This window comes from Streptomyces sp. PSU-S4-23 (genome assembly GCF_055632315.1).
The window spans coordinates 4,940,051-4,962,448 of record NZ_JBVMUU010000002.1; the positions used below are offsets into that span (position 1 = coordinate 4,940,051).

Genomic DNA, 22,398 nt, shown 5'->3' on the forward strand with positions numbered 1-22,398 from the left:
TCCGCCGGGCGAGTCTATGCGCGTAGCCTCATCGGTGTCATGACCTCGCCAAGAACCTCGACCGTGAGGACCTTCCATGCCGCATGACTTCCGGACCGGCCACGCCCCGCGGCGACGGCCCGGCCGCGTCCGCCGATTCCTCGCCGCGGCGACCGGGCTGCCGGCCGCCGCGCTCTCCCTGGTCCTGGCCCTTCCGTCCCCCTCCTCCGCCGCACCGGCCGCGCGCCCGGCACCGGTGGTGGCGACCCACCCCGACGCCGACCACGCGGGCTCCGGGGTGCGGAAGCACGAAGGCGGTACCGGTGGCGCCGCTCCCACCCTCGCCGCCGCATCCACCCTGGCCGCCGCGCCCCAGGGGCTCGACGTGAGCGGCTACCAGAGCACCGTGGACTGGACCGCGGTGAAGAACAACGGCGCCGCCTTCGCCTATGTGAAGGCCACCGAGGGCACCACCTACACCAACCCGTACTTCAGCGGGCAGTACAGCGGCTCCTACAACGCCGGGCTGATCCGCGGCGCCTACCACTTCGCCCTCCCGGGGAACTCCGGCGGCAGCGCCCAGGCCGACTGGTTCGTGGACCACGGCGGCGGCTGGAGCGCGGACGGCATGACCCTGCCACCCGCCCTCGACATCGAGTACAACCCCTACGGCGCCACCTGCTACGGGCTCAGCCAGAGCGCCATGGTGTCCTGGATCCGGGCGTTCAGCGATCGGGTGCACACCCGGACCGGCCGGTACCCGACGATCTACACCACCACCAACTGGTGGAGCACCTGCACCGGCAACGACGGCAGCTTCGGCGCCACCAACCCGCTGTGGCTGGCCCGCTACTCCACCAGCCCCGGCACCATGCCCGCCGGCTGGTCCGCCCAGACCATCTGGCAGTACTCCGACTCCGGGACCTTCCCCGGGGACCAGGACGTCTTCAACGGCACCTACTCCGACCTCCAGGCGTTCGCCCGCGGCACCGGCGGCACGCCGCCCCCGGCCACCGGCTGGCCGACCGTGCAGCAGGGGCAGACCGGCGAGCGGGTGCGGACGGTGCAGTACCTGCTCAACGCGCACGGCGCATCGCTGACCGTGGACGGTGACTTCGGCACCGCCACCTACAACGCCGTCCGCTCCTTCCAGTCGGCCAACGGCCTCACCGTGGACGGCATCGTCGGAGCCAACACCTGGCAGGCGCTGGTCGTCACCGTGCGTCAGGGCGACTCCGGCTCCGCCGTCACGGCGCTGCAGCGGCAACTCAACGCCCACGGCGCATCCCTGACCGTGGACGGCTCCTTCGGTCCGGCCACCGACAGCGCGGTCCGCTCCTTCCAGTCCGCCCACAACCTCACCGTGGACGGCATCGTCGGTCCCATGACCTGGCAGGCACTGGTCGCCTGAGAGGGACGCGCCCGCGTGGTGGACGGCCCGCGCGTTCCGGCCCGCGGTGATCAGCCGCCCACCGCGTGGCGCGTCCGCCCCCCGGCGCCCGGGCGGGATCCGTTCGCCGGGGGAGAGGTGACCGGGGCGCGTGGTCACGTCTCCCGGACCGGCGCGGCGTCGGCCGTGACTGCCGGGAGCGGGTGGGCGACGGGGCCGGAAGCCTGGGCCGCCGCCGCCCGCCGATGCCCGTCCGAGCCGTGGGCCGCCGTGCCGTCACGGGTGGAGGCGCCGGGATGGGGCCTGGAGGAGGAAGGGCCCTCGTCCCGTACGCCTTCTCCGTTCCGGCAGGCCGGGAGCGCGAGCGCGGCGAGCACGGCCCCGGCGGCGGCGAGCAGGCGGACACGGGCGGTACGAGTGGACATGGGGCTGGCCCTTCGACGTGGACGAGCTGGGGGGTGGCAGGCCGCTCGACCGGTCGCCGGGAGCGGGAGCCTCGATGACCCAGCTTGGGCGATACCCGCGCCCGGCCGCCACATCCGCCCGGGTTTTCGGGACGCCGGGACCGGGGGCCCCGGTCCGACCTGCGTAAACGCCGTCCCCTGGGAAGGGGCGGTGGGACGCGGACGGTGTTCCCGCAGCCGCTGCGGGCGGCCGGGGCACTCCGAACTCGGCTCAGGAGTTAGGTTGTTGGCGGTCATTTTCGGTCGCCCCGCGACCGGTCTGGCCGACCGACGCCTCACGCCGACCCTGGAGATGCCCATGCCCGGTGATGCCCTCAGCCACGACCCGGCCGAGCTGAGAAAGCGGATCGACACCACCAAGGCCCACCCGGCACGCGTCTATGACGTCTTCCTCGGGGGCAAGGACCACTACCCCGTCGACCGCGAGGCGGCCGCCGCCGCGCTCGCCGCCAACCCCAGCCTGTACCTCGACATCTGGCACAACCGCGCCTTCGTGCGCCGGGCCGTGGCCCGGCTGGCGCGGAACGACGGCATCCGGCAGTTCCTGGACATCGGCACCGGCCTGCCGACCGCGGAGAACGTCCACGAGATCGTCCAGCGGATCGGCCCCGACGCCCGGATCGTGTACGTCGACAACGACCCCATCGTCCTGGCACACGCCCGTGCCCTGCTCACCAGCGGTCCCGAAGGCCGTACGGACTACATCGACGCCGACCTCAGGGAGCCCGCGCAGATCCTCGAACAGGCCATGAAGACGCTCGACTTCGACCAGCCGGTCGCGCTCGTGCTGGCGGCGGTCCTGCACTTCGTCGAGGACGAGGAGGCGTACGAGATCGTGCGTGAGCTGTCCGCCGCGCTGCCGTCCGGCAGCCGGGTCGTGCTCAGCCACCTCACCGACGACCTCAACCCGGAGAACATCCGCGCCGTCCAGCGCACGCTCGCCCAGCACGGCGCGCCCTTCGTGCTGCGCTCCAAGGCGCAGGTCGCCCGGTTCTTCACCGACACCCCGGGGCTCACGCTGGACGAGCCGGGCGTCGTCCCGGTCCACCACTGGCACCCGGACGGCGCGGCGCCCGTGCCCCAGGCGGTGGACCCGGAGTACCTCGCCACCCTCGACGACATCGACAAGATCCGCTACCGCGCCGCGTCCGACGTCACCGACGCCGACATCAACGTGTACGCGGCCGTGGGCCGCAAGGAGTAGGCGGCCCGCTACCGTTGCCGGCAGGCCGGGGCGTGAGCCCCGGCCTGCGGCCGGCGGCACCGGGCCCCCTCACCCCTCCGTGCCGAACCACAGCTCCGCGAGGATGTCGAGGCGCGGCTCGGACGGGGCGGGGAGCTCGCTCAGGTACCAGGGCAGATCGCTGTAGACGTGCAGCAGGGCGTACGCGAGCAGCTGGTACGGGTCGTACGGGGCGCGCCCGTACGCCGCGTAGAAGCGGCGGAACTGACGCGGGTCGGCGCGCGTCACGAACAGGCCGACGCTCGCGAAGTCGTACGCCGGGTCGCCGATCATCGCCGGCTCGAAGTCGAACAGCCCGGTCAGCCGGCGGCCGTCGCGCATGTCGATCGTCAGGTGCTCGCGCATGAACTCGGTGTGCAGCAGCGCGAGTTCGGTGGACACGGGCAGGGGAACGGAGTCGAGGAAGCCGGGGATCTGGCTCAGCCAGGGCTCGGTCACCCCGTTGACGCCGTGCTGCCGGAGCGCGCCCGCACGCCGGCGGCGCAGAAAGGAGCTCCAGTCCGAGGGGCCCACGATGTCCGTCAGCGGCTTGAAGTCCATGGTGTGCAGCGCGGCCAGCGTCTCGGCCGACTCCGCGATGATCCGGTCCTGCTCCGCCGCCGTCAGCCGGGGCCACGCCTCGGACAGGGCCAGCCCCGGCAGCCGGGACATCAACACGAACCGCCAGCCGTTCACATACTCGTCGGTGGCATGCAGGCGCGGTGTGGGCAGCGGCAGTTGGCCCCATAAATGGGCCAGCACCCGTGCCTCCCTGACCGCTTCGGCCGTCTCGAACCGCGGATAGAGCTTCAGCACCAGATCGCCCCCCACCGCGTACACCGGCAGGGAACCGTCGTCGAAACGCCACAACGACATCCCGGTGAGCCCCAGTTGGGACAACAGGTCCTGCGCGGCGGGACGCATCAGCGCCTCGTCCCGGACCATTGCTTCCAACTCGTCGTTCGTGTCCACGCTGGGCAGCATGGGCGGCATGCTACGGCCCCCTGACGGTCGTCCGCATGGCGAAATGAGGTTGTTGTAAAGAGCAGCGATGTCCCTAAGGTGCATGAACGAGGTGTTTTCGAGTGGCGTGCTCATGGCGTACTGCGCCGTGCGGGCGCGCCCCCGCGTCCAAGGAGCCGCCGTGACCGTCAGCGACCGTGTGATCAGCAGCCCGCCACCGCCCGCGTTCGCCGGCCGGGTCGCCGCGGTCGGCGGTTCCCCCGTACGGGACATCCTCGCGGTCACCGCCCGGCCCGAGGTCGTCAACTTCGCGGGCGGGCTGCCGGCTCCCGGGCTCTTCGACACCGAGGGGATCGCCGCCGCGTTCCACGACGTGCTGGCCGAGGCTCCGCAGCGGGCGCTGCAGTACTCGACGACCGAGGGCGAACCCGCGCTGAGGGCCGCGCTCGCGGACCGCACCACCCCGCGCGGTCTCGCGACCGCTCCCGACGACCTGCTCGTGACCACCGGTTCGCAGCAGGCGCTGTCCCTGCTCGCCACCGCCCTGCTGGAACCCGGCGACACCGTCCTGGTCGAGAACCCCTGCTATCTCGCGGCGCTGCAGGCCTTCGGTTTCGCGGGCGCCCGGATCGTCGCCGTGCCCGGGGACGAGGACGGGGTGGATCCGGACGCGCTGGAGGAACTGGTGGTGCGGGAGCGCCCCAAGCTGCTCTACACGGTCCCCACCTTCCAGAACCCGACCGGCCGCACCCTGCCGGCCGAACGCCGCGCCGCGATCGCGCGCGTCGCCGCCCGGCGCGGGCTGTGGGTCGTCGAGGACGACCCGTACGGGGAACTCCGCTTCGAGGGCGAGCGGGTGCCGTGGATCGCCTCGTACCAGGACGCGCGGGACCGCACCGTGCTGCTCGGCTCGTTCTCCAAGGTGATGGCCCCGGGGCTGCGGCTGGGCTGGCTACGGGCGCCCGCGGTGCTGCGGCGGGCCTGCGCCGTCGCCAAGCAGGCCGCCGACCTGCACACGCCGACCCTGAACCAGCTCGCCGCGGCACGCTATCTCGCCGACCGCGACCTCGACGCGCACGTGGCGCGGGTCGCCGCCGCCTACGGGGAGCGCCGGGACGCCATGCTGGCGGGCCTCGCGGACGCGCTGCCCGAGGGCTCGTCCTGGAACCGCCCCGAGGGCGGCATGTTCCTGTGGGCCCGCCTGCCGGAGGGGTACGACACCACGGCCCTGCTCCCGCGGGTGGTGGAGCAGGACGTGGCGTACGTGCCCGGCAGGCCCTTCCACGCGGGCGTGCCGGACCCGTCGACGATGCGCCTGTGCTTCGTCACGCACACGCCGGAGGAGATCGCGGAGGGGCTGCGCAGGCTGGGCAAGGGCCTCGGCTGAGGCGCGACCGCGGACCCCGCCGGGCTCAGTCCCACCAGAAGGACCACACCCGCTGGTCGAGGATCGCGTGTTCGGCGTACGCGCGCAGCGTCTCGTGGTGGCCCTGGACGATGTTGTCCGGGCAGCACGCGAAGTGCTCGGCGGCCAACACCTCGGCCTCGGCCCGGGTGGTGGGCGGCGCCGCCACCGACAGGACGAGCTGGTCGAAGGTCAGCGCGACGACCCGTATGCCGAAGCGGTCCTCCCAGGAGCGCAGGACCGAGCACAGGACGCCCGTGTCGTTCTCGTAGTTCAGCGGGCCGGGCCAGCCGATGACCGCCGGTATGTCCGCGGAGCGGCGGGCCGGGACCAGGGCCAGGCGGGGATCCTCGAACCAGGACCCGTCGCCCAGGAGGCGGTCGGCGACCTCGGCGGCCCGGACGTCGGGGTCGGCGGCCAGGGCCCGCCCGGGGGCGAGGCCGGGCCAGTCCGGGCCGAAGGGGGCGAGCGTCTCCTGGAGCGACGCCGGCCCACCGAAGACCTCGACGGCCTTCTCCGGGCCCGGACGGCCGTCGTCGACGCCGCCCGCCTCCGCCACGTAGTCGTCCCAGAACCCGTTCAGCACCTCCCCGGCGTCGTGATCACCGGGGTAGGACATCTCCCCGGGCGCCAGCTCCCACTTGTCCGGGCCGCCCACCTTCCCACCGACCTCGACGAGCACCGGCAGGAGCCCGGCCCGGGCGGCGCGCGTACCCAGCCGCGCCCAGTTGCCGGAGGACGCCGCGCGCCCGGCGTGCCACAGCAGCGGCTCGTGCCACGGGCCCTCGCTCGTGGCGTTGATCAGTCTCCCGGGCGGGAGTTCAAGCCCGAGCGCACGCCCGCTCGGGTCTGCCGCCAGCCTGGGCAGCGGATTGGGAAGGGAAGCCATGCCAGTGACTGTAAGGGCAGCCGCCGACAACTGCCCTAGCGGGCCGCATGGATGGGCGACGCGACCCCCGCGGCGAGACGGCAAAGCGGCCACGGAGGGCGATGGGAGGATGTGTGCCGGCAAGCGGCCCGACGACGGGAGTCCTGCGCTTGCGGGATGGCACACATCCTCCGATCCCTGGAGATGCCGGGGGACGCGGTTTGCTTCAGAGACGTTCGGGCGTCCTGATGCCCAGCAGGGCCATGCCCTCGTGCAGGGTGCGGGCCGTGATGTCGCACAGGAAAAGGCGGTTCTCGACCTGCTCCGGCGTCCCGGCCTTCAGGACCGGGCACTTGTCGTAGAAGGTCGTGTACAGGGACGCCAGCTGGTAGAGGTAGGCCGCCAGCTTGTGCGGGGCGTACTCCCTCGCGGCCTCCGCCACCGTCTCCGCGAACTGGTCCGCGTGCAGGCCCAGGGCCCGCTCCGCGCCGGCCAGCTCCAGCTCCGGGTGCGCGGCCGGGCGCGCCTCGCCGGCCTTGCGGAGGATCGACCGGATACGGGCGTACGCGTACTGGAGGTACACGGACGTGTCGCCGTTCAGCGACACCATCTGGTCCAGGTCGAACTTGTAGTCGCGGCTCGCCGACGTGGACAGGTCCGCGTACTTCACCGCGCCGATGCCCACCTGGGCGCCGCGCTCGGCGATCTCCTCCTCGGACAGCTCCTGCGCCTTCTCCCGCACGACGGCGCAGGCGCGCTCGACCGCCTCGTCCAGGAGGTCGACCAGCCGTACCGTCTCGCCCTCACGGGTCTTGAACGGCTTGCCGTCCTTGCCGAGGACCGTGCCGAACGCGAGCTGGACCGCCTTGACGTCGTCGCTCAGCCAGCCGGCCCGGCGGGCGGTCTCGAAGACCATCCTGAAGTGCAGCGACTGGCGGGCGTCCACGACGTACAGGAGCGAGTCGGCCTTCAGGTTGAAGACGCGGTCGCGGATCGCGGAGAGGTCCGTGGCCGCGTAGCCGTAGCCGCCGTCGGACTTCTGCACGATCAGCGGGACCGGGTTGCCGTCGGGTCCCTTGATGTCGTCGAAGAACACGCACAGCGCGCCCTCGGAGCGGACCGCGACGCCGGACTCCTCCAGCAGGCGGCACGTCTCCTGAAGCATCTCGTTGTAACCCGACTCGCCGACGATGTCCTGGTCGTGGATCTCCATGTCCAGCTTCTCGAAGACCGAGAAGAAGTAGATCTTCGACTCGTCCACGAACTTCTGCCACACGGCGAGCGTGTGCGGGTCGCCGGCCTGGAGGTCCACCACCCGGCGCCGCGAGCGCGTCTTGAACTCCTCGTCGGAGTCGAAGAGCCTGCGGGCCGCCTTGTAGAGCCGGTCGAGGTTCGACATCGCCTCCTCGCCGGTGACCTCGGCGGCCTTGTGGTCCAGCTCGTGCGGGTGCTCGTCCAGGTACTGGATGAGCATGCCGAACTGGGTGCCCCAGTCGCCGATGTGGTGGCGGCGGATCACGGTCTCGCCGGTGAACTCCAGGAGCTTGACGACGGAGTCGCCGATCACCGCGGAGCGCAGGTGGCCGACGTGCATCTCCTTCGCGACGTTCGGCTGGGCGTAGTCGATGACCGTCGTGCCCGGGTTCTCGGCGTAGGGCACGCCGAGGCGGCCGTCGGGGTCGGCGGCGCGGGCGGCGAGGTTCCCGGTGATCGCCTTGTCGGTGACCGTGATGTTGAGGAAGCCGGGGCCGGAGACCTCGACGTCCTTGATCACGTCACCGGTGACGACCCTGCCCACGACCTCGCCCGCCAGCTCGCGCGGGTTCGCCTTCGCCTTCTTGGCGAGCGCCAGGATCCCGTTGGCCTGGTAGTCCGCCCGGTCGCTTCGTCGCAGCAGCGGGTCCGCGTCGGCGGCCTCCGGCAGGGCAGCCGAGAGGGCGGTCGCGAGGCGCTGGTGGACGGAGGCGGTGAGGGACGTGACCGAGGCCATAGGAGTGGGTGCCGTTCTCCTCGTGCGAATGGATAGACCCGGCCAGTATCCCATGGGGGGTAAAGCGAATTTTCCGGTCGCCGGGTGAACCCCGGCCCCCGTCCGCTCGTCCCCAGGTGAGGGAGCGGTACGGCGCTGGAAAGCCGTTTTCGTGGATATGGGTGCGGCTGGGACAATGGAGCGGTCAGCCGTGCGACCGTACCGGCTGCTCATGGAGAACCTTCAGAAAAAGAGGACGTGCCGATCGTGGCTCAGAGCACCGAGACCACCGACTGGGTCTCCCGTTTCGCGGATGAGGTCATCGAGGAGTCGGAGCGCCGGGCCCCTGGCAAACCGGTCGTCGTCGCGTCCGGGCTCTCCCCCTCGGGGCCCATCCACCTGGGCAACCTGCGGGAGGTCATGACGCCCCACCTCGTCGCCGACGAGATCCGGCGGCGCGGGTACGAGGTGCGCCACCTGATCTCCTGGGACGACTACGACCGGTACCGGAAGGTGCCGGCCGGTGTCACCGGCACCGACGAGTCCTGGGCCGAGCACATCGGCAAGCCGCTGACCTCCGTCCCGGCCCCGAAGGGCTCCCCGCACCCCAACTGGGCGGAGCACTTCAAGGCCGCCATGATCGACTCGCTCGCCGAGCTGGGCGTGGAATTCGACGGCATCAGCCAGACCGCGCAGTACACCTCGGGCGTGTACCGGGAGCAGATCCTGCACGCGATGAAGCACCGCGGGGAGATCGACGCGGTGCTCGCCCAGTACCGGACCAAGCCGAAGCCCGCGAAGAAGCAGCAGAAGCCCGTCGACGAGGCCGAGCTGGAGGCCGAGGAGGGGTCGGGCGCGGCGTCCGAGGACGACGGCAGCTCCGGCTCCGCCGGGTACTTCCCGTACAAGCCGTACTGCGGTGCCTGCGAGAAGGACTTCACCACCGTCACCGCCTACGACGACGACACCACCGAGATCACCTACGTCTGCACCGCGTGCGGCTTCTCGGAGACGGTCCGGCTCAGCGAGTTCAACCGCGGCAAGCTGGTGTGGAAGGTCGACTGGCCGATGCGCTGGGCGTACGAGGGCGTGGTCTTCGAGCCGAGCGGTGTCGACCACTCCTCGCCCGGGTCCAGCTTCCAGGTGGGCGGGCAGATCGTCGGGATCTTCGGCGGCAGGCAGCCCATCGGGCCCATGTACGCGTTCGTGGGCATCAGCGGGATGGCCAAGATGTCCAGCAGCAGGGGCGGGGTCCCCACTCCGGCCGACGCCCTGCGGATCATGGAGCCCCAGCTGCTGCGCTGGCTCTACGCCCGCCGCCGGCCCAACCAGTCCTTCAAGATCGCCTTCGACCAGGAGATCCAGCGGCTCTACGACGAGTGGGACAAGCTGGCGGCCAAGGTCGCCGACGGCTCCGCGCTGCCGGGTGACGTGGCCGCGTACACCCGGGCGGTCGGCACCGCCTCCGGGGCGCTGCCCGCCACCCCGCGCCCGCTCCCGTACCGCACGCTCGCGTCCGTCGCCGACATCACCGCGGGCCACCGTGACCAGGCGCTGCGCATCCTGTCCGACCTCGACCCGGCCGACCCGCTCACCTCGCTCGACGAGGCCCGTCCGCGGTACGACAGGGCGGAGGCATGGATCAACACCCACGTCCCGGCCGACCAGCGCACCATCGTCCGCGACGAGCCCGACGTGGAGCTGCTGAAGTCCCTCGACGAGCAGGCGCAGCAGTCGGTGCGGCTGCTGCTCGACGGGCTGGAGGAGCACTGGTCCCTGGACGGGCTCACCCACCTCGTGTACGGGGTGCCCAAGGTCCAGGCCGGGTTCTCGGCCGACGCCACCCCCAAGGAGCTGCCGCCGGAGATCAAGACCTCCCAGCGGTCGTTCTTCGCGCTCCTCTACCACCTGCTGGTGGGGCGGGACACGGGGCCGCGGCTGCCCACGCTGCTGCTGGCCGTGGGCCAGGACCGGGTCCGGAGGCTGCTCGGGGAGTGAGCCCCGCGCGCGAGGCCCCCGTACGTTCCCGTACGGGGGCCTCGCGCACGGCAGGCGCTCACGCGATGTGGTCCTCTTCGAGTTCCATGGAGTGGCGGTTCTGGAAGCGCATGACCATCCGCTTGGCGTCCGCGTCCAGTACGGGGACCCCGTACGTCGCCTCGACGTTGTCGCTGAACTCGCGCGGGGTCGGGTAGCCGCTGCCGCTGATCGACTGCTTGAAGACCTGGTAGTAGGCGTCCTCGTCCGGCTCCGTGCCACCGCCCTCGCCGAGCTCGCGGGTGCGGTTGCCGGAGACGGGGATGGGGAAGCTGCCGGTCTCCTCCGGGGAGGGTTCCCGGGCGGGCGGCTGCTGCGGCTGTCCGTCGTGCTGCCGCTCCTGGTACCGCGCCTGCGGGTACTGCTCCCGGGCGTACTGCTGCTCGGCGTACTGCTCCTGGGGGTACTGCTCCTCTTGGTACTGCGCCTGCTGGTACTGGTCCTCCTGGAGCTGCTGCTCCTCGTACCACTGCCAGTGCTCTTCTTCCGGCTCGTACGACGGGTCCGGCTCGAAGTTCGGGTCGTAGCCGCCGTGGTAGTCGACCTGCTGGGGTCGGAACCAGGGGCTCTGGTCGGGCTCCGGGACCTGTTCGGGCCGGCCGGGGTTCCCGCCGCCGTCCAGCTGCGGGCGCCGGGCACCGACGGGCAGCCCCTGCTGCGGGACGGCTGCCGCCCCGGTGTCGTGGTCGCCGGCGGCCGGGTCGAGCCGGGGCGCCGGGGGTATCAGCGCCGGCTCGATGCCGGCTGCCGCCAGACCGGCGGGCGCGGTGTTGGCGAGCGGGACCCCGTACCGGGCCAGCCGCAGCGGCATCAGGGATTCCACCGGGGCCTTGCGCCGCCAGGCCCGGCCGAAGCGGGAGCGCAGGCGGGCCTGGTAGACGAGACGCTCCTGCTCCAGCTTGATGACCTGGTCGTAGGAGCGCAGCTCCCACAGCTTCATCCGGCGCCAGAGCAGGAAGGTGGGTACCGGGGACAGCAGCCAGCGGGTCAGGCGGACGCCCTCCATGTGCTTGTCCGCCGTGATGTCCGCGATCCGGCCGATCGCGTGGCGGGCCGCCTCGACCGCGACCACGAACAGGACGGGGATGACCGCGTGCATGCCCACGCCCAGCGGGTCCGGCCAGGCCGCGGCGCCGTTGAACGCGATCGTCGCCGCCGTCAGCAGCCATGCCGTCTGCCGCAGAAGGGGGAAGGGGATGCGGATCCAGGTCAGCAGCAGGTCCAGGGCCAGCAGGACGCAGATGCCCGCGTCGATGCCGACCGGGAAGACATAACTGAAGTTCCCGAAGCCCTTCTTGATCGCCAGCTCGCGGACGGCGGCGTACGAACCCGCGAAGCCGATCCCGGCGATGATGACGGCACCGGTGACGACCACGCCGATGAGAACCCGGTGCATCCGTGTCAGCTGGATTGGCGCGGCCACCTGTACTCCCCTCCCCTTGCGTGTTGTTGCGCGCAACAGGGTGGCACACGCGTGCGGCGAACGGGTGGCCGGTGTGGACGAAGCCCGGCCCGCCCGGGCGCCGGGCCGCGTCAACAACCCTGTCTGAGCTGCGAGTACGGCGGAAGAAGGTCAGCTCTTCCCGGTGCCCGAGGAGGCCGTCGGGGAGGCGCTCTTCGCGGCGCTCTTCGACGCGCTGGGCGACGGCGACTTCGCCGGCGACTTCGACGCGGAGGCGCTCTTCGACGGTGAGGCGCCCGGTGCGGTGCCCGCGCCGCCGCCCTTCCCGTTCGCCGCCGACACCGCGGCCACCGCGTCCCTGACGGCCTTCTCCGCCGCCTTCGTCAGGTCGTCGGCGTTCGGCGTCTTGTCCCCGGCCAGGCCCGCGCCGTTGTAGTCGAGCGTGATGACCACGTTCTCCACGCGCGCCACGACGGTCTGCTGCTTGAAGGCGCCTTCCTTCTTCTTCAGGTCGTAGCGCACCGCGGTCGCCTCGTCGCCCGTCCCGGTGACCGGTTCCGAGCGGGTGTTCTGCGCGCCCGGCACGGACCGGGCCTCCTGCACCTGCTTGGCGTAGTAGGACCGCGCCAGCTTGTCGCCCTGGCCGCGCGTGGCGTCGGACTCGAAGCGCAGCAGCGAGACGTTCAGCCAGCGGAACTGCGAGCCCTTGACGCCGTTGTTCTGCAGGCTGCTCCACGAGCAGCTCCCACGCGTCGCCGTGTCCTCCGATCTGCCCCCCTTGCCTGACTTCGCCCCCTTCGGCACCAGCTCCTCCAGGGTCTTCCCGGGCAGGACGGCGCAGGCCGCGGGGAGCTTCGCGTACGCCGCCGGCCGCACGGCGTTCGCCGAGGCGCTCTTGCCGGGAGACGCGCTCGACTCCTGCTGCTTCGCGTCGCCGCCGGAACCGGAGTCCGAGGAGCAGCCGGCGGTGACGAGCACCACCGGGACGGCGGCCGCGCAGACAAGGAGGCGGTTCAGGCGTGGCCCCCGCCGGGCCGGCCGCTGCTCACGCTGATCTCGATGATCTCGATGATCTCGCTGGTCTCGCTGTGCAGGTCGGTGCATGGTTCCTTCACTCATGACGCTCGTGGGTCGTGCGGTCGGATCGGGGTCCGAGGGGCCACGGTACGCGGTGGGGACGCATGCGGTGTGCGGTTCGGTTCCGTCGCCGGGGCGGCCGGCGGGCGCGCGTCAGCCCAGTGAACCGTCCAGCTCCCCGGCCAGTTTCCTGGCCTTGTCCTGCATGTCCTCGCTGCTCGGGGCCTGTCCGACGGTGGTCGACTGTTCGTCGTACTCGATCGTCACGACCACGTTGGACGTGCGGAACACCACAGTCACGGTGCGCTGCTGGCCGCTGCCCTGCTGGTCGTTCAGGAACGCCTCGTCACCGAGGTCGTCGAGCGTGCGGGGCCGGAGGTCGGCCGGGGTTCCGGTGGCCGACGGGCTGCCCGAGGCCGCGGCGGAGGCGGAGCCGGAGGCCGACGCGGAGGGGGAGGGCGGGGCGCTCGTGCTCGCGGAGCCGCCGTCCGGGGAGGCCGAGCGGGAAACGGGCCCGGGAAGGCCGGCGGCCTTCTCCGCGGCGGCGAACACCTGCTGGGCGCGGCTGTCGTCGCTGACCGCGCCGTCGTACGACACCACCCGCTCGAAGTCGACGAACAGATGGTCCGTCGCGCCGGGGGCCTCGGCCTTCCACCGGCAGCCGGAACGGCGGTCGTTGCTGTAGGTGAGCGCGGCCTCGCCCGCGTACGCCTTGTCGCGCTGCTCCTGGTCGGTCATCTGCTTCAGACCGGGCAGGAGCGATTCGAGTGTGTCCCGTTTCACCGCGCCGCAGGCGTCGGTGAGGGTGCGGTACTTGCCGGGCTGGGCGGCCGTCGCGTCCGCGGCCGAGCCGGACGCCTTCGAGTCGCCGGCCGCGCCGCCGCCGCCCGAGCCGCTGCTGCAGGCGGTCAGCAGGGCCGCGAGGAGCGCGGCGGCGCCCGGAACGTACGCCTTCCGCTGCACGGTGAGGCTCCTCTCGACGGTTCAGCGCGGTGCGGGCGCCGGTTAATCGGTTGCCGCGTGGGGTGGACCCCCGCAGACAATGTGTATCGCACGCACTGCCGTGGACGCCGGTCCGTTGTCCCTTACGTCGACCCTGGCGCCGGTTTTTGCGCTTCGTCATGAGTATGGGCCTTCCGGGGGAATGAGGATGAGATGTCGTACGTAGAGGTGCCCGGCGCCAAGGTCCCGATCCGCATGTGGACGGACCCGGCCACGGTCGAGGACGCCGCGATGCAGCAGCTGCGGAACGTGGCAACGCTGCCGTGGATCAAGGGCCTTGCCGTGATGCCGGACGTCCACTACGGCAAGGGGGCGACGGTCGGCTCGGTCATCGCCATGCGGGACGCGGTGTGTCCGGCGGCGGTCGGGGTGGACATCGGCTGCGGTATGTCGGCGGTGAAGACGTCGCTGACCGCGAACGACCTGCCCGGGGACCTCTCGCGCCTGCGGTCGCGGATCGAGCAGGCCATTCCGGTCGGGCGGGGCATGCACGACGAGCCCGTGGACCCGGTGCGGTTCCACGGGGTGGCGACCTCGGTGTGGGACGACTTCTGGGGGCGGTTCGGGTCGGTCGCGGAGGCCGTGAGGTTCCGTCAGGAACGCGCCACCAAGCAGATGGGAACGCTCGGCTCGGGCAACCACTTCGTGGAGGTGTGCACGGACACGACCGGCGCGGTCTGGCTGATGCTGCACTCCGGTTCCCGGAACATCGGCAAGGAACTGGCCGAGCACCACATCGGCGTCGCCCAGAAGCTCCCGCACAACCAGGGCCTGGTCGACCGCGACCTCGCGGTCTTCGTGGCGGACACCCCGCAGATGGCCGCCTACCGCAACGACCTGTACTGGGCGCAGGAGTACGCCAAGTACAACCGCACGCTGATGATGGCGCTCCTGAAGGACGTGATCCGCAAGGAGTTCAAGAAGGCGAACCCGGTCTTCGAGCCGGAGATCTCCTGCCACCACAACTACGTGGCCGAGGAGCGGTACGAGGGCGTGGACCTGCTCGTGACGCGCAAGGGCGCGATCCGGGCCGGCTCGGGCGAGTACGGCATCATCCCGGGGTCGATGGGCACGGGTTCGTACATCGTGAAGGGCCTCGGCAACGAGAAGGCGTTCAACTCGGCGTCGCACGGCGCGGGCCGGCGCATGAGCCGCAACGCGGCGAAGCGCCGCTTCACGGCGAAGGACCTTCAGGAGCAGACGCGGGGTGTGGAGTGCCGCAAGGACTCCGGCGTGGTGGACGAGATCCCGGCCGCGTACAAGCCGATCGAGCAGGTCATCGAGCAGCAGGGCGACCTGGTCGAGGTCGCGGCGAAGCTGAAGCAGGTCGTCTGTGTGAAGGGCTGACCCGAGACCCGGCGCCCCGCCGTCGGGCGTCCCGCTGGCGGGCGTCCCGTCGGCGGGGCGCCGGGGTGTCCGGGTGCCCGGGTGTCGGGGTGTCAGGTCAGGAGGTGGGCGCGCAGCCGCCCGGACAGGGCCGGGGCGTCCAGACCCAGGACCTCCGTCACATAGCCCTGGACCGAGCCGTGGCGGGACGTCAGTTCCGTCAGGAACAGCCGCATGACCTCCGCGGGGGCGCGGCCGTAGGCCGGCCAGGCCGGTGTGCGGCCGTCGTTGCGCAGCCGCCAGTCGGCCAGCAGGCGCGGGGCCGCCCGTTCCGTGAGGGCGAAGTCCTCGATGACCGTGGGGGCCGGGACGTCCAGGAGGGACAGCACCAGGGCCGCCAGCAGGCCCGTGCGGTCCTTGCCCGAGGCGCAGTGGAAGACGAGGGGTTCCTCCGCCCGCGCCGATGCCTCGACCAGTCCCAGGGCCTGGCGCAGTTCCTCGGCGCCGTCCTCCGCGACCTCCAGGTAACGGGCCGCCAGATACGGGCCCGGGGCCACCTCCGGGCCCAGGGCCGCCTGGTCGTAGGGGCGGTGCTCGATGCTCAGGTTGTGGTAGGCGAAGGACGCGTGCTCGGGGACGCGGCCCTGGCGCTCGATCTCCCACGGGTAGCGGAGGTCCACGACCGTGCGGACGCCGAGGGACAGGAAGCGGTCCCAGTCGTCCGTGCCCTCGGCCAGTTTGCCGAGCGAGTCGGCGCGGAACAGCAGGCCCGGGCGGACCCGCCGGCCGTCCGTCGCCGCGCGGCCGCCCAGGTCGCGGACATTGTGCAGGCGCTCGAAATGTATGTGTCCGTCCACGGGTGATGACCTTAGGCGGCCGCACGCCCGCCGTTCCGCTTCGCTCTCCGCTTCGGGGTCTTCTACTTGGCGTGGCGCACGGCGAAGATCATCACGAAGGCCACCACATGGATGCCGAAGAGGAAGTAGCCGAGGTATATCCAGACGTAGCGCTCACGCTTCTTCTCCAGGGACAGGCGCTGCTGCTCCGCTGTCTGCTCGGGCTCGCCCGCCGGTGTCGGTTCAGGCATCACGACTCCCGGTGGACCTTCGTGTTCGACGCCTGGGCGCGCGGGCGGAGCACGAGGAGGTCGACGTTGACATGGCTGGGACGGGTGACGGTCCAGGCGATCGTGTCGGCCACATCGTCCGCCGTCAGAGGCTCGGCGACGCCCTCGTACACCTTCGCCGCCTTCTCCGCGTCACCGCCGAAGCGGGTCAGCGCGAACTCGTCCGTCCTCACCATTCCGGGGGCGATCTCGATCACCCGGACCGGGGTGCCGACGATCTCCAGGCGGAGCGTCTCGGCGAGGACGTGCTCGCCGTGCTTGGCGGCGACGTAGCCGGCGCCGCCCTCGTAGGTGGCATGGCCCGCGGTCGACGACACCACGACGATCGTGCCGTCGCCGCTCGCGGTGAGCGCGGGGAGCAGGGCTTGGGTGACGTTCAGGGTGCCGATGACGTTCGTCTCGTACATCAGGCGCCAGTCCGCGGGGTCGCCGGTGGCGACCGGGTCGGCGCCGAGCGCGCCGCCCGCGTTGTTGACCAGGACGGCGAGCGTCCTGAAGGCCGTCGCGAACTCGTCGACCGCGGCACGGTCCGTGACGTCCAGCGGGTACGCCGTCGCCGAGTGGCCGGCCGCGGTGAGTTCCTCCGCGAGCGCCTCGATGCGGTCCTTGCGGCGGGCGGTGAGGACGACGCGGTAGCCGGCGGCGGCGAGCCGCCGGGCCGTCGCGGCGCCGATGCCGCTGCTCGCGCCCGTGACGACGGCGATGCGGGACGCGGCGGGTGGTGCGGCGGTCATGGGGCGGCTCCTCGGACGGCGGGCTCGTCGGTACGGCGTACGAACGACTTCCGCCAGGATAGGCGGCGGGGAAAGCGGCCCGGCGGGATGCCGGCAGGGTGGGCGGCGCGGTGTTCGGGGTCCGGCGTCCGGGCCCTGGTGGCTGCCCCGGCCTCCGGTGTCCGGGCCGGGTGTGCTGCGGGTGACTCACCTGCCCGGCGGCGCCTGTCGCGCCGTGTGCGTGGGATACATGCGGTGATCAACGGGGCCGACACGGAGGATGTGGGCGTAATGCGAATGCGGATCGCCGGCGCGCTGGGCGCGGCCGGGATGGTGGGCATGAGCGTGTGGGCGGGTGCGGCCGCGCCCGCGGTGGCCGCGCCCTCGGAGGCCGACCTTGCCTATCACGGCGTCGTGGCCATGACCGCCGGGCAGGTAGACGTGCTGCTCACCCCGCAGAACCACGGTCCGGCCGATGTCCTCGACGCGACCGTACGGCTGCGCTGGTCCCGGCCGCTGGCGCAGCATCAGCGGCTGCCCGAGGGCTGCGCGCGCTACAACGCGGCCACGGTGCTGTGCGACACGGGCCCGCTCGCCGCGGGCAGCGCGGGCCGGCAGATCCACCTGCGGGTGGGCCTCGCGGACGCGTCGGCCGACGAGGTGCGACTGCAGATCGACACCCTGTGGGACGGCGGCGCCGCCGACCGGGAGCCGCGCAACGACCGCCGGCGGGTGCTGGCCCTCGACACCGGGGACGAGTACTCCTTCTGAACCCGGTCAGGCTCATGCCCGCCCAGACCTTCACGACGGACCGTGTGCCGCCGTGGCACCGCCGGCGTGGGCGAGGGGCGGGCCGCCACCGTCGTACCGTTCCCGGCCCACCCCTTCCGCCGCGGCCGGCCCCGGGCCGGGGAGGGACCGGGACCGGCCGGACGGCCCCGACACCCGGCGTGCCCTGGGATGGCGCGCCGGGTGGGCTCGCAGGCCGCGGCCCCGCGCGGGACGCGGCAATCTGACATAGCCGACAGAATGCCTCTTCCGGGTAAGTCGCCGCGCGCGCAGCGGTGAGAGGCGGGTAAGAAGCCCACCCCCGGCCCGGCCCACCAGGTGGTTCGCGGCGGTGATCTTGGCAGACTGGGGGGCGTGCCCCAGACAGTGCTGCTCGCCGAGGACGACCGCGCCATCCGCCATGCCCTGGAACGCGCGCTGACGCTGGAGGGCTACGAGGTGACCGCCGTGGCCGACGGGGTGGAGGCCCTCGCCCAGGCCCACCGCGCCCAGCCCGACGTGCTCGTCCTCGATGTGATGATGCCCGGCATCGACGGCCTCCAGGTGTGCCGCGTGCTGCGCGCCGAGGGCGACCGCACCCCCATCCTGATGCTCACCGCGCTCGTGGAGACCGCCGACCGGATCGCGGGCCTGGACGCGGGCGCCGACGACTACGTGGTCAAGCCGTTCGACGTCGAGGAGGTCTTCGCCCGGCTCCGGGCGCTGCTGCGCCGAAGCAACGGCGCCGTCTACGACGCCCCCAAGGACGACCAGAAGATCCCCACCGGGCAGGTGTCCGTGGCCGGGCTGCGCATGGATGTGCAGGCACGCCGCGCCTGGCGTGGCACACGTGAGCTGGAACTCACCCGCACCGAGTTCGACCTGCTGGAACTGCTCGCCCGCAACTCCGGCATCGTCCTCGACCACGCCACCATCTACGACCGCATCTGGGGCTACGACTTCGGCCCCGGCTCCAAGAACCTCGCCGTCTACGTGGGCTATCTGCGGCGCAAGCTCGACGAGCCGGGGGCCCCGGCGCTCATCCACACGGTGCGTGGCGTGGGGTACGTACTGAGGGAGGACTAGTGCCCCCGCCGCTGCGGCCGGGCACCGATGCCGGCGCCGGGGTGTGGCTGCGCCTGTGGCGGCGGCTGCCGTCCGGGCTGCGCCGCCGGCTGCGGCTGCGGTCCCGGCTGCGGCGGATCTCGTCGCTGCGGACCACCTTCACGGTGTCGTTCGCGGCCGTGGCCGCCGGTGTCACCGTCCTCGTCGGCTTTCTGAGTTACGACGCCGCCGCCCGCCTTGTGCGCGTCGACCAGCAGAGCGTGTTCGCGCAGGTCGTGGAGGACCTGCGGGAACAGGTGCGCCAGCAGCAGCTGATGCCGGACGACTACGCCGTCTCGAAGACGGACCAGGACACCCCGCGCGACGACATCGTCCGGCCCAGCCGCACGGTCGTGCAGGTGCTCGGCCCCGGCGGCGCGGTCGTCGACCACTCCGAGCCGTCGCTGCCGGTGGGCGCCGACGACCGGCGGATCGCCGACACCTCGGAGGCGGGCAGGCTGGTGGAGCACAGGAACGTGGGCGTCGGCGGCGACGCGTACCGGGTCGCCACCGTCGCGCTCGGCCGAGGCCAGGGCGCGGTACAGGTGGCCCAGGAGCTCAGCAGCACCGAGGACCTGCTGCGCAGCCTCCAGCAGCGCACGGGCCTGCTGGTGGGGGCGGTCGTGACCGCGGCCGGGCTGTTCGGCTGGTGGCTCGCGCGGCGGATCACCCGGCGGCTGGTGCGGCTAGCCGGCGCCGCCGAGGATGTGGCGCGCACGGGGCGGCTCGGCATCCAGGTGCCCGTCACCGGGAACGACGAGGTGGCCCGTCTCGGCCGCTCCTTCGACCGTATGCTCGGGCGCCTGGCGCAGTCGGAGGAGGACCAGCGGCGCCTGGTGCAGGACGCGGGTCATGAACTGCGTACGCCCCTGACGTCGCTGCGGACGAACATCTCGCTGCTGCGCCGGATCGACGAGCTGCCGCCCGCAGCCCGTGAGGAACTGGTCGCCGACCTCGCCCAGGAGTCCCGCGAGCTGACCGACCTGGTCAACGAGCTGGTCGACCTGGCGGCCGGCCAGTCGGACACGGAACCGCCGCAGCGGCTGACGCTCGCCGAGGTCGCCGAGGACGCGGCGAAGATCGCCCGCCGCCGCACCGGCCGGGAGGTCGTCGTGCGCGGCAGCGGCGACACCACGGTCGACGGGCGTGTGACGGCGCTGCAGCGGGCGGTGTCCAACCTGGTGGAGAACGCCGCGAAGTTCGACCGTGGCGGCGACGCGCCGATCGAGGTCGTCGTCACGGGTCCCGAGCGCCCGTCCCGGCCGCGGGAGCCCGAGGGGCAGCGGACGGGGCGGCCGCCGGGCAGCGTGCGCGTCGAGGTCCTCGACCGCGGGCCCGGAATCGAGGAGAGCGACCTCGTCCGCGTCTTCGACCGCTTCTACCGCGCCGCGGACGCCAGGAGCCTGCCCGGCTCGGGCCTCGGACTGTCGATCGTGCGGGCGGTGGCGACGTCGCACGGGGGAGCGGCGTTCGCGTTCCCGCGCGAGGGCGGCGGGTCCGTCATCGGGTTCACGGTCGGCGGCGGGGCGAAGGCCGGGGACGGGTGACGGGGCCCGGTTCACGGCGGCGGCCGTCGCGGAGTGAGGCCCTGGGGGCGACTGCCTCGGACCCCTGGGCCCTTTCAGCCGACGTGGACGCGCGGCCGTCGCGTGCGGTCCGGCTCGGCCTCGCGCAGCACCTCCCGCGTCACCGGGGCCACCTCGCCCTGCCCGAAGAGGAAGAAGCGCAGGAAGTTGGCGAGCGGGTTGCCCTCGGTCCACTTGAAGTAGATGTGCGGGATGCGGCCGGTGGTGTCGCGGACGTGCAGCAGCAGGGCCGCGAGCGCGTTGGGGATGGAGGACGACTCCAGGGCGAGGACGCGGTAGCGGCCGTGCAGCACCTCTCCCCGTACGTTCAGGCCCGCCTCGAACTCCGAGGGGTCACCGACCGTGACCTCGACGAAGACGAAGTCCTCCTGTGGAGGGATGTCGTTGTCGGCCCGGATCCGCTCGATCTTCTCGCGGTACTCGCCCAGGTCCCGCCGCTCGGGCTTGTTGGCGATGAACCGGATCTTCCGGCTGGCGATGTCCCTGACGAAGCGTTCCGCCATGTCGTCCAGGACCACGCTGGTCACCCGCAGCTCGAACGCGCGGGCCAGGCGGGACAGCAGCGAGACGAGGATGATCCCGGCGATGAAGCAGGCGCCGATCTTCACACCGTCCGGCCGTTCGATGACGTTGGCGACCGTCGTGTAGAGGAACACGGCGGAGATCACGGCGAAGGCGACGGACCAGCGGCGCTGGCCGGCCTTGCGGGCGGCGATGGTCACCGCGACCGCCGCCGAGCTGATCAGCACGAGGACCCCGGTGGCGTAGGCGCCGCCCTGCGCGTCGACGTTGGCGTCGAAGATCCAGGTCACCAGGAAGGCGACCAGGATGAAGACGATGACCATGGGGCGCACGGCGCGGGCCCAGTGCGGCGCCATGCCGTAGCGGGGCAGATAGCGGGGCATCAGGTTGAGCAGTCCGGCCATGGCGGAGGCGCCCGCGAACCACAGGATGGCGATGGTGGAGACGTCGTACACCGTGCCGAAGGCGTTGCCCAGGTACTCGTGCGCGAGATACGCCAGCGCCCGCCCGTTGGCCCGGCCGCCGGGCCTGAACTCCTGCGCCGGGATCAGCAGCGTCGTGATGGAGCTGGTGGCGACCAGGAAGACGCTCATGACGACCGCGGCGGTGGTCAGCAGCTTCCTGGTGTCCCGGATACGGCCCGTGGGCCGGTCCTCGGTGTCGCCGGGGTCGCCCCGCACATGGGGCATGACGGCGACGCCGGTCTCGAAGCCGGACAGGCCGAGGGCCAGTTTGGGGAAGACGACGAGGGCGAGACCGACCATGACGAAGACGTTTCCGTGCTCCGCGGTCAGCGCGGAGGTCCAGTCGGTGACCACATGTCCGGCCCTCGCCACGTGCCACAGCCCTGCGGCCACGACCACGGCGTTGAGCGCCAGGTAGACGCCGACCAGGGCGACGGCGACACCGATGGCCTCCAGGAACCCCTTGAGGAACACGGCGCCGAGCAGCGCCACGAGGAGCAAGGTGATCAGCATCTGCCGGCCGTGCAGAAGGCCGGTCAGATGGGGGTTCTGCACGAGGTGGGTGGAGGCGTCGGCGGCGGAGAGGGTGATGGTGATCAGGAAGTCGGTGGCGGCGAAGCCGAGCAGCGTGAGGACGAAGAGCTTGCCCTGCCAGAAGGACAGCAGCCGCTCCAGCATGGCGATGGAGCCCTCGCCGTGCGGGCTCTCCTCCGCCACGCGCCGGTAGACGGGCAGGGCGCCTGCCAGGGTGACGATCACCAGGACGACGGTGGCGACGGGGGAGAGCAGGCCGGCGGCCAGGGCGGCGATGCCCGGCTGGTAGCCGAGGGTGGAGAAGTAGTCGACGCCGGTCAGACACATCACCCGCCACCAGCGCTGGCCCTTGTGCGGGGGCTCGGGCAGGGCGTGCGGGGCCTGCGGGGCGCCCTTGCCCATGTCGGACAGCCCCTCCAGCATCCACGCCCGCAACCGGCTGGGGCGGGCGCGATTCGTGGCGGCCATCGGCGAGCT

Annotated in this window: 19 protein-coding genes and 1 pseudogene; 9 read left to right on the forward strand and 11 right to left on the reverse strand. The window is 72.1% G+C overall.

The annotated features are described in order from the left end of the window. Positions 1 to 76: 76 nt before the first annotated feature. Both ACZ79I_RS22655 and ACZ79I_RS22660 read left to right on the forward strand, forming a co-directional pair. Positions 77 to 967, forward strand: a pseudogene (locus ACZ79I_RS22655) (lysozyme); the annotation flags it as partial. 66 nt (positions 968 to 1,033) lie between these two features. Continuing rightward, on the forward strand, positions 1,034 to 1,390 hold the full coding sequence (locus tag ACZ79I_RS22660; RefSeq protein WP_471505144.1) for a peptidoglycan-binding domain-containing protein: 357 nt from the start codon (positions 1,034 to 1,036) through the stop codon (positions 1,388 to 1,390). Between the two features lie 134 nt (positions 1,391 to 1,524). On the opposite strand, the gene ACZ79I_RS22665 is transcribed toward ACZ79I_RS22660, so the two are convergent. Beyond that, positions 1,525 to 1,794, reverse strand: coding sequence for a hypothetical protein (locus ACZ79I_RS22665; protein WP_471499311.1), 270 nt, complete (start codon positions 1,792 to 1,794; stop codon positions 1,525 to 1,527). A 337-nt stretch (positions 1,795 to 2,131) separates the two neighbouring features. Between ACZ79I_RS22665 and ACZ79I_RS22670 the strand changes: the two genes are divergently transcribed. Next, positions 2,132 to 3,037 (forward strand): SAM-dependent methyltransferase, encoded by a 906-nt coding sequence (locus ACZ79I_RS22670; RefSeq protein WP_471499312.1) that lies wholly within the window; start codon positions 2,132 to 2,134, stop codon positions 3,035 to 3,037. Between the two features lie 69 nt (positions 3,038 to 3,106). Here ACZ79I_RS22670 and ACZ79I_RS22675 read toward each other — a convergent pair whose 3' ends face one another. Next, positions 3,107 to 4,039, reverse strand: coding sequence for a phosphotransferase family protein (locus tag ACZ79I_RS22675; RefSeq protein ID WP_471499313.1), 933 nt, complete (start codon positions 4,037 to 4,039; stop codon positions 3,107 to 3,109). Positions 4,040 to 4,199: 160 nt separating this feature from the next. Here ACZ79I_RS22675 and ACZ79I_RS22680 point away from each other — a divergent pair, with 160 nt between their 5' ends. Beyond that, entirely contained in the window at positions 4,200 to 5,405 is a 1,206-nt protein-coding gene (locus ACZ79I_RS22680; RefSeq protein WP_471499314.1) for an aminotransferase-like domain-containing protein, read from the forward strand. A 25-nt stretch (positions 5,406 to 5,430) separates the two neighbouring features. Here ACZ79I_RS22680 and ACZ79I_RS22685 read toward each other — a convergent pair whose 3' ends face one another. Continuing rightward, on the reverse strand, positions 5,431 to 6,312 hold the full coding sequence (locus tag ACZ79I_RS22685) for a DUF4253 domain-containing protein (RefSeq protein WP_471499315.1): 882 nt from the start codon (positions 6,310 to 6,312) through the stop codon (positions 5,431 to 5,433). Positions 6,313 to 6,517: 205 nt separating this feature from the next. Further along, a complete protein-coding gene (gene argS / locus ACZ79I_RS22690; protein ID WP_471499316.1) occupies positions 6,518 to 8,281 on the reverse strand; it encodes an arginine--tRNA ligase in 1,764 nt (587 codons plus the stop codon). Positions 8,282 to 8,518: 237 nt separating this feature from the next. Here argS and lysS point away from each other — a divergent pair, with 237 nt between their 5' ends. Continuing rightward, the gene (gene lysS, locus ACZ79I_RS22695) at positions 8,519 to 10,258 is read left to right on the forward strand and encodes a lysine--tRNA ligase (protein WP_471499317.1); all 1,740 of its coding nucleotides are present in this window, start codon (positions 8,519 to 8,521) and stop codon (positions 10,256 to 10,258) included. A gap of 58 nt (positions 10,259 to 10,316) precedes the next feature. On the opposite strand, the gene ACZ79I_RS22700 is transcribed toward lysS, so the two are convergent. The 3 genes from ACZ79I_RS22700 to ACZ79I_RS22710 all read right to left on the reverse strand — a co-directional run bounded on the left by ACZ79I_RS22700 (position 10,317) and on the right by ACZ79I_RS22710 (position 13,739). Continuing rightward, positions 10,317 to 11,720, reverse strand: a complete 1,404-nt coding sequence (locus ACZ79I_RS22700) for a DUF2637 domain-containing protein (protein ID WP_471499318.1) — start codon at positions 11,718 to 11,720, stop codon at positions 10,317 to 10,319. Positions 11,721 to 11,870: 150 nt separating this feature from the next. After that, a complete protein-coding gene (locus ACZ79I_RS22705) occupies positions 11,871 to 12,677 on the reverse strand; it encodes a DUF3558 domain-containing protein (RefSeq protein WP_471499319.1) in 807 nt (268 codons plus the stop codon). 252 nt (positions 12,678 to 12,929) lie between these two features. After that, positions 12,930 to 13,739 carry a DUF3558 domain-containing protein gene (locus ACZ79I_RS22710; RefSeq protein ID WP_471499320.1) on the reverse strand — a complete coding sequence of 270 codons (810 nt, stop codon included), beginning with the start codon at positions 13,737 to 13,739 and terminating at the stop codon, positions 12,930 to 12,932. A gap of 192 nt (positions 13,740 to 13,931) precedes the next feature. Between ACZ79I_RS22710 and ACZ79I_RS22715 the strand changes: the two genes are divergently transcribed. Beyond that, the gene (locus tag ACZ79I_RS22715; RefSeq protein WP_471499321.1) at positions 13,932 to 15,125 is read left to right on the forward strand and encodes an RtcB family protein; all 1,194 of its coding nucleotides are present in this window, start codon (positions 13,932 to 13,934) and stop codon (positions 15,123 to 15,125) included. 92 nt (positions 15,126 to 15,217) lie between these two features. On the opposite strand, the gene ACZ79I_RS22720 is transcribed toward ACZ79I_RS22715, so the two are convergent. The 3 genes from ACZ79I_RS22720 to ACZ79I_RS22730 form a co-directional block, all read right to left on the reverse strand. Next, on the reverse strand, positions 15,218 to 15,961 hold the full coding sequence (locus ACZ79I_RS22720; RefSeq protein WP_471499322.1) for a tyrosine-protein phosphatase: 744 nt from the start codon (positions 15,959 to 15,961) through the stop codon (positions 15,218 to 15,220). Positions 15,962 to 16,023: 62 nt separating this feature from the next. Then, a complete protein-coding gene (locus ACZ79I_RS22725; protein WP_471499323.1) occupies positions 16,024 to 16,191 on the reverse strand; it encodes a hypothetical protein in 168 nt (55 codons plus the stop codon). Continuing rightward, positions 16,191 to 16,964: an SDR family NAD(P)-dependent oxidoreductase gene (locus tag ACZ79I_RS22730; RefSeq protein ID WP_471499324.1), complete on the reverse strand. Its 774-nt coding sequence runs from the start codon at positions 16,962 to 16,964 to the stop codon at positions 16,191 to 16,193. The genes ACZ79I_RS22725 and ACZ79I_RS22730 overlap by 1 nt, the downstream gene beginning before the upstream one ends. Positions 16,965 to 17,234: 270 nt before the next feature. On the opposite strand from ACZ79I_RS22730, the gene ACZ79I_RS22735 reads away from it, so the two are divergent. The 3 genes from ACZ79I_RS22735 (at position 17,235) to ACZ79I_RS22745 (ending at position 20,362) form a co-directional block, all read left to right on the forward strand. Next, on the forward strand, positions 17,235 to 17,714 hold the full coding sequence (locus ACZ79I_RS22735; RefSeq protein WP_471505146.1) for a hypothetical protein: 480 nt from the start codon (positions 17,235 to 17,237) through the stop codon (positions 17,712 to 17,714). A 372-nt stretch (positions 17,715 to 18,086) separates the two neighbouring features. Then, positions 18,087 to 18,797 (forward strand): response regulator transcription factor, encoded by a 711-nt coding sequence (locus ACZ79I_RS22740; RefSeq protein ID WP_471499325.1) that lies wholly within the window; start codon positions 18,087 to 18,089, stop codon positions 18,795 to 18,797. Positions 18,798 to 18,862: 65 nt separating this feature from the next. Next, positions 18,863 to 20,362: a HAMP domain-containing sensor histidine kinase gene (locus ACZ79I_RS22745; protein ID WP_471505149.1), complete on the forward strand. Its 1,500-nt coding sequence runs from the start codon at positions 18,863 to 18,865 to the stop codon at positions 20,360 to 20,362. Between the two features lie 74 nt (positions 20,363 to 20,436). On the opposite strand, the gene ACZ79I_RS22750 is transcribed toward ACZ79I_RS22745, so the two are convergent. Then, on the reverse strand, positions 20,437 to 22,389 hold the full coding sequence (locus ACZ79I_RS22750; protein ID WP_471499326.1) for an APC family permease: 1,953 nt from the start codon (positions 22,387 to 22,389) through the stop codon (positions 20,437 to 20,439). Positions 22,390 to 22,398: the final 9 nt, after the last annotated feature.